This window comes from Spirochaetota bacterium (assembly GCA_025061835.1).
Lineage (GTDB): Bacteria > Spirochaetota > Brevinematia > DTOW01 > DTOW01 > SKYB106.
The window spans coordinates 1-7,202 of sequence record JANXAC010000035.1 but is presented as its reverse complement, the minus strand read 5'-3'; the positions used below and the strand labels follow the sequence as shown (position 1 = coordinate 7,202).

Annotated in this window: 6 protein-coding genes; 1 reads left to right on the top strand and 5 read right to left on the bottom strand. The window is 34.6% G+C overall.

Annotation, left to right across the window (positions count from 1 at the left end; all coding sequences use genetic code 11):
• The 5 genes from cas3 to NZ579_07970 form a co-directional block, all read right to left on the bottom strand.
• Nucleotides 1-2,159: CRISPR-associated helicase Cas3' (gene cas3 / locus NZ579_07990; GenBank protein ID MCS7299875.1), on the bottom strand; the 2,159-nt coding region annotated here is incomplete at its 3' end.
• 17 nt (nt 2,160-2,176) lie between these two features.
• The gene (gene cas5b / locus NZ579_07985) at nt 2,177-2,902 is read right to left on the bottom strand and encodes a type I-B CRISPR-associated protein Cas5b (GenBank protein ID MCS7299874.1); all 726 of its coding nucleotides are present in this window, start codon (nt 2,900-2,902) and stop codon (nt 2,177-2,179) included.
• Nucleotides 2,903-2,910: 8 nt separating this feature from the next.
• Entirely contained in the window at nt 2,911-3,867 is a 957-nt protein-coding gene (gene cas7b, locus NZ579_07980) for a type I-B CRISPR-associated protein Cas7/Csh2 (protein ID MCS7299873.1), read from the bottom strand.
• Nucleotides 3,864-5,657, bottom strand: coding sequence for a TIGR02556 family CRISPR-associated protein (locus tag NZ579_07975; protein ID MCS7299872.1), 1,794 nt, complete (start codon nt 5,655-5,657; stop codon nt 3,864-3,866). The genes cas7b and NZ579_07975 overlap by 4 nt, the downstream gene beginning before the upstream one ends.
• A gap of 85 nt (nt 5,658-5,742) precedes the next feature.
• Nucleotides 5,743-6,564 carry a hypothetical protein gene (locus NZ579_07970; GenBank protein MCS7299871.1) on the bottom strand — a complete coding sequence of 274 codons (822 nt, stop codon included), beginning with the start codon at nt 6,562-6,564 and terminating at the stop codon, nt 5,743-5,745.
• Between the two features lie 242 nt (nt 6,565-6,806).
• On the opposite strand from NZ579_07970, the gene NZ579_07965 reads away from it, so the two are divergent.
• A partial coding sequence (locus tag NZ579_07965; GenBank protein MCS7299870.1) for a hypothetical protein occupies nt 6,807-7,202 on the top strand: 396 nt, incomplete at its 3' end.

Here is a 7,202-nt window from a genome sequence, read left to right as displayed (position 1 = left end):
ACTCTTTCAGTGCATTGAAGAAGCAAGTAGTCGTAGATAAGCGATGCATACCACATCCTATCTTTAGGTTTTTTGGATGAAAATATTGACTTGTGGCTTCTAGCATACTTCAATAACCTCAGTATTGCTTCTCCTTCTCCATCCTTACTAGTCTCATAAACCAAATGAACCACTTTCAAAATTCCTTTGTCTTTCTTAGCATTCCTATTACATCTTCCAGATGATTGGATAATACTATCAATCGGTGCAAAGTCTCTATAGACAACATCAAAGTCAATATCCACCCCAGCTTCAACAACTTGTGTGCTAACTAGAATGTCATACTCCCTATCCCTTATCTCTCTAATCCTTTCAAGTCTGTGCTTTGGTATAACATACGATGATAAATAAGTTATTGAATAATTATCAAACGTTTCTGAAAGACTCTTATATAATTCCTTTGAAGACCTTATGGTGTTGCATATAAAAAGAATCTTCTTACCATATTCTAGGTATCTTTGAATTTCGTAGCCATACTTGCCTAGAAATTCATCTATCGTCATCTCCTCACTATCGTAGCTTACCTCTATTCTATCTAACTTTGTAAAGTAGTAATCTTTGTCCCTAACAAGTTCAAACGTAGGTAGTATCTTTGGTTGAGTTGCAGTCATAAATACTATATACACATCAAACTTTTCAGCATATCTCTCAAAAAATCCCCTAATGACATCCCAATATTTGTAAGGTATCGTTTGAACCTCATCAAGAATAATGATTGACTTTGCTAGTTTTATAAATCTCCTACTTGAAGAGTTTGAATTTGTTATTATTGACAAAAACAACTGAATGAAAGTTGTTATTACTATGTTTGTCTCCCAGGTTTCTATAAACAACTTTGAAATCTCCGTATCTAAATAGTTGTCTTTAGAATTTCCATTAATCCTATACTTTAACTCACTTAAATGATGATGCTTTACAACATTATCGCTAGTCGTATGAATACCGTTCTCTTTTAGTACTCTCTCTATCACATCAAAATTCTGGTCTATTATACTCAAAAACGGTAATGAATAGACAATCTTATACTCACCTCTCCCACTTTTCTTCAGAAAATCTCTTAACTTCAGGGCAAACGCAAAACCCGTAAGTGTTTTACCCATACCAGTTGGAAGAGTAATAGAGAAAAATCTCTTACCATCCTCAAGAAGTTCCTGAATGTTAGTATTCAAAACCTCATTATATGCTTTCTCTCTGTAAGCGTTTATGTTGTAGTTTGTTTTGATTGTCTCTTTGTATTTCTCAACTATCTTCTCATCAGCTTCCAGATACTCAAGTTTGAAGTCAAAGTCAATTGGCAGTATAGCATCTTTTTTGTCAGAGTAAACTAAGGAAGAGAACATTAGTAGGAAGGTAAAGTAGTCCTCAATTGAACCATATATCTTAACACAGTTTGGAATATCAGTAAGTTCAGCGCCTCCATTTTGAGATTGTAAAATTCTTTGTTTTGCTTTCAATTCCATCAGTTCATCTTCAATTCTTTGTGTTGCTTTCAATTTCATCAGTTCATCTTCAATTATTTGTGTTCCTTTCAATTCCATCAGTTCACCTTCAATGCTTTCTATCCACTCCTCAACCTGCCCTTTAGACACCATCAGAGCGGACTTTACATCTTCAGAAACATCAAGGTTTGAAACAAACTTGTGAAATTCCTCAAAGTCTATGCTATCTAACTGCTTTTTTAGATACTCAACTGCTACTGGAGGGTCCGGGTTTGGAGATATTGATTGAGATACGATAGTAAGTTCATCCATTAGAAAATTAACATCCTCTTCTTTGGAGTTCCAAAGGTCGGAGTGATGGTTTTTACAAGCAACGAAGTTATAAACTGCAAGTTTTGTATCATTTAAAAGATTCTTTGTGATATAGTAAGCAAAAACAGACGATAGGAGTGAATGATTTGTAAATTGGTTCCTTTCGCCTCCTCTTATATAACCTTGAAAATAACTTGTTGCTTTACCAATATCGTGACAAACAATCAGTATCTCTATTGCCTTCAAAAGTTTTTCGTCTAGATTAAGTTTAGATACCTCTTCCCTAAAGTGTCTAAGACAACCGTTTATATGTTCCTCAAGATGCTTCTCAGGATGTGAAAGTATATTTGATAGCATACCTGAAGACATACTACATCTCACCTTATTTAACTATTAAAGAAGAAGACATTATCTTTTTCTGCACCGTAAGATACTATACAGACATTTTTAAAACTACCATCTATGGATTTACCCGTTATCTCTGCTATCACATCAACATACTCACCAGGTATTCTATCATCATCCATATATAGAAGCATTCTTTCTTTAACAATCTTCTTATCACCTTTGACATCTATGTTCTCTATAATGTCCGATGAGAAAACAGTATCTACCCTCTTAGAAGTTACTATATTTTCTACTTCACCCTTACCCACGTATTTGACATTAGCAAGGAGATAAGCAAGACCTAAAGAGACAGTGTAGTTAGTTTTACCTTCCGCTAGAAGAGAGTTAAGAGTTTCCAAAATATCTCTCCCTTCCTCGTTTCTTGGCTTTACAAATATCCTATAACGAGGTTCTTTGAGAAACTCAGCGAAAACTTGAGTTCGCTCTTTTATTCCTTTGAAATTAATGGTAAGTGGGCTTGCTTTGGTACTCACATAATTAAGACCTAATCTTATCTTCCTTACAGGATTGAGTATCTTAACAGCAACATCCAAATTATTCGCTTTCTGAATGTAGTTATTTTTATCAAACCCTAAAATAGCAGATATAATACCCCTCACAGTAGTAGGTGGAGGAGAAGCATAGGTAAGTGGAGAAGCGGTAGTGTAAAACTTCCTAAAGTGTCCAAAATCACCGTATATATCAAAAATTACAACCTTATCCATACCTAAAGTTATTTATCAAAGTTTATTCTCTCAACACTCACACCCGAGAAAACATCCTCTATCCTAGAACTTAGTTTGACAGAAGAATCAATAGCATACCTTACCTTCTGTATCTTGTCTTTATATTCTTTGACCTTATCGGCTAGTTTTGACATATCAATCTCAACCTCTTCTATACTCCTCACTTCTTCATCTCTTTTGTTAGTCTTAAGAGATACCAGATTATCAAGGTCTCCTATGTGTGTCAATGTGTTTTCCTTGTATACTATCTCAAGGAGTAGTCTTGGATTGTGTCCCATCTTTGAAGTTGAGATAATATCTGTATTCGCCTTAAATCCTATCCACATAGCTCTAAGCATCTTATCTATATCTCCATCCTTTAAACCAGTTGATTGGCTTGCTTTTTCGTTTGCTATTCCATAAAACACAATAAGAGAGTATGGTAGTATCCACTTTTCTGTCATAGTTCCTTGAACCCTCCCTTTCTTTGAAGCTAAAACTGTTGTTCCCTTCACATATTCAAGACTGACTCTGTGGAGAGACTTACCAAATTTAAACTGAACAGGTCCTGTTAGCGAACGAAAATCTCCTTCAGAGGAAACTTTACTCTTACCTTTCTCACTACCCGAAGAATCTTCATCATCCTTGTTACCAACAGCCAAAGTGATACCAAATAGTCTAATATCTATACACTCCTTCAGTATCTCTTCTATGTTTTTACCATAGCTATCAAATATATCCTTCCTAGTAAGGACTTTACCATCTTTAACCTCCTTTTTCACAAAGATATTCTCTCCAAAGTCCACCAGTTGGTCTCTTATCACTCTCTTAAGCCTATCAGGAGTTACATAATTAATTCCAGTTTCCTCGTCTATCCTAGGCCTATTTTCATTTGCAGGATCACCATTAGGGTTAGCAAAAGAAACATCATAAATGAAAAGGAACTCTCTTCTATTATTTATCATATTACTCCTCCTTGTTTTTTCTCTTTATCAGACTGATAAAGAAAGTTATAGACTTTCTTCTTCATACCAAGTCCAAGTGAAAAGTAATAGGAGATCTCATCAATATTCATCTTCCAATCATCAGAAGACGACAAAATCTCTGATGCTTTTTCAAATATCTTTCTACTAAATTTACCAAATATACCGTATTCGTTTAGTTTATTTCTTGCCTGCGATAGTATCCTCATAACATCTCTCTTATTTAGTATGAGACCTCCAAGTTTTGAAGAAAAAGCTCTCGTTCCTAATTTGTTCTTCTGATAATCAAGGACTTGCTGGGCTAGAACACCTGTCAAAAATATACCTTTAGCAACTGGATTATCTCCCAAACCTTTCAAAGAGTTTAGGAAATCATCAAGATTTGAAAACTGATCCATAAGACTTCCTCCCTCTACACAAAGTTTTACAAAGACATATAGGAAATAGGATCGTAGAACTAGCAAATAGAAGTTATTTACTCTTTCAGGGTCGTTGAAAAGTTTTCTCAAAGATAACATATATATTCTGATTAGAGACTTTTCGTCAAAAGGAACAGATTTGAATATACTCTCTACAATCTTGTAAAACTCTTTCTTGAACGGGAACCTATCGCTACTCTGAACTTCGTTGTATCTTGATGTAAAGAAATTCATAAGATTATTCGTATTCACATACAAAGCATTCATAAACTTTCTGTAGTTTTCGCTAATGCTATATACTCCTATACTCATTATTTTCTCCATCCATCTATCAACTTCTCCTTTTTTATTAAAAATCTCCTTCAATCTGGAAGGATAGACATCCTGTATAAGTAATCTTACTGTCTCTCTTGCTTGCTGTACCTCTAGAAACATTAGTGTCACGGAAAAGACATTCTGCTCGTTTAGTATCTTTGCTATGGTATGAACTTCCCTTTCATCACTCGTTAGGTTTCTGTATGATTCCCTATCCACACTTACATCCTTACCACTACCAGAAATCGTTCCCAACACTGACCGGATAAAGATTCGATTGTCTGTAAAGAAATAAGGTATCATATGATACTCTATGTTTCCAGCAAAGGAAAAGGTAAGCTTCTGTTCTATGTAGTTTCTTACAGCATCTAGTTTAGACCTACATTCAAAACACAAAGGAAAGTTTTTCCAAGAAATATCTTCTCTCATACCTCCAACTATATACCCAGGCTTATCAAGTGTGTAGAAAGCGTATGGTGAGTTATCTCCATAAACTTCCTTAACTTCACCACACATTGAGCAAACACCTTTACCCTTGGTAGCCAAATACCTGCTATTGTTCTTGAGTGAAGCAACTAGAGCATCAACGAAATTCGGCACTTCACGAAGATACTTACCTCCAATCTTCAAGGTAATCAAAATTTTTCCTTCCCGAAGCTTAGATCTATGATTTTCTATAGAGGAAAATATTTTCTTCTTATTTTTTTCACATTCATCGTATATATCCTCTATAAGTTTATCTTCCGAGTCTTTAAGAAGGTTGGATATAATGGTTGTTAGATGCTTAAGTGTCTTTTCGGTCTCCGTTAGATAGAGTGAAGGTGTGTAGGTAGGTGGGTTTGACGCTCTCTGCTTGAATAGATACTTCTGAGGATAACTTTTATGAAATTGCTCGTATGAAACATCCTTATACTTTCCTCTATCATCAAACTCAATACACAAAACATGTTTAGCATCTACTAGATCAAGTTCAACTCCTTCAACCCTGTTCGGACTCGGCGGTATGTATTTACTAAGTTCATACATTACCTCAAGCATAACATACTCCCAATTTTGGTTGAATTATAAATATCTAACTTTCATTTCTCTACAATTCATACTAACCCTCTCACAAACAATCTCATCAGAACCTCACCTGAAACATCCTTACCTCAACTAAAGGATAGTTATCCTTGTTATATAGCAGACTAACTGAAAAGTTTCTATCAACATTATATCCAGAGTTAATTATCGTATTATGCTTATTTATAAGGTCAAGTCCTATAATCGCAGAAGAAACTCTAATAATTAATCCAATTAAAAGGTATATCTCAAACTTCACTGTCCAGGGAGCAGAGATAGCGTATAAAAGCAAAAACTTATCTGTCAGTTCTGAAAGAATACCATAACTAAGAATTCCCAAATCACGAGTTATTATTGGTGGCGGATTTACCACTACTCCATGGGCTTCATCAAACCTCACAGCCTCAAAATCCAAATCCCAGAGAGCGTTATCTCCAACAGCATACAAAAGAGATAAACCAGGAAAGAGCAAACTATACGCTAAAAAAGCAACAGGTGATTTCTCACTAATAGACGAAAGAGGTATAGTTCCTCCTTCTTGTAGGTATATCTCTTGAAGTATTGCTCTCCTAACAAGATGTATATATTCAGGCACTGTTGAAGAAATCTCAACAGCAACGATACTTCTAGAAGCTTTGACATTCGTATAAGGAATTCTAGAAATACTATCAAGTATTGAGTATGAGAAGATATTCCTCTCTATAAGATTCGTATTAGTTGTCATACTAATATTCTGCAAAAAGTTTAAATTCGTATAAACAGACCCTAAAATCCTTTCTGAAAACTCCCTTGGTCTGTTTATATAAACAGTTTCTTTGTATATACACCCACTTACAAACACAGCCAGAAGCAGTATGTTTAAAAAAGAAATTGACTTTAACATAACAAATACCTCTTATATACGATACCCAAGATGTATTATAACATAGCACATATGACAACTTCTGTCATAAGTGAAAAATTTTTTAGGATAAATTAAAAACCTTTACATCTAACAGAAAGCAAAATACCTCCTTGAAAGAGTTAGATTATTCTACTACTTGATTCTTCGTTTTATCTAGCGATAACTGACAAAAGGTGTCATAACAGATGTTTTACAATATTTACAATTATGGAGGTTTTACTATGATAAACAAAATAATAACATTTATTCTTCTAATCTCCACTATTTTGATGTCTGGATGTAGTGTATTGTCCATCATTAACAGACCTCCAGTGATAGATGAGTTCTACCTATCAAAGTATGTCGCTTACACTGGAGAACCTATCAATGCAAGTTTTAAATACAACGACCCTGACGGTGATAATGTATATGTGAGCATCATACTACAAAAAGGTGTGCAAAGCCAATACCTTATTTCAAACACTATGTTACCTTCCACCACTAATGTAACCTATCAATTCTATATATTCTATAGTGGTTCATATGACTTAATACTTGAGTTGGATGACGGGAAAGGTAAAACAGCAAAAACTAACACAGTATCATTATCTGATTCATCAACCTACGATATGACAATT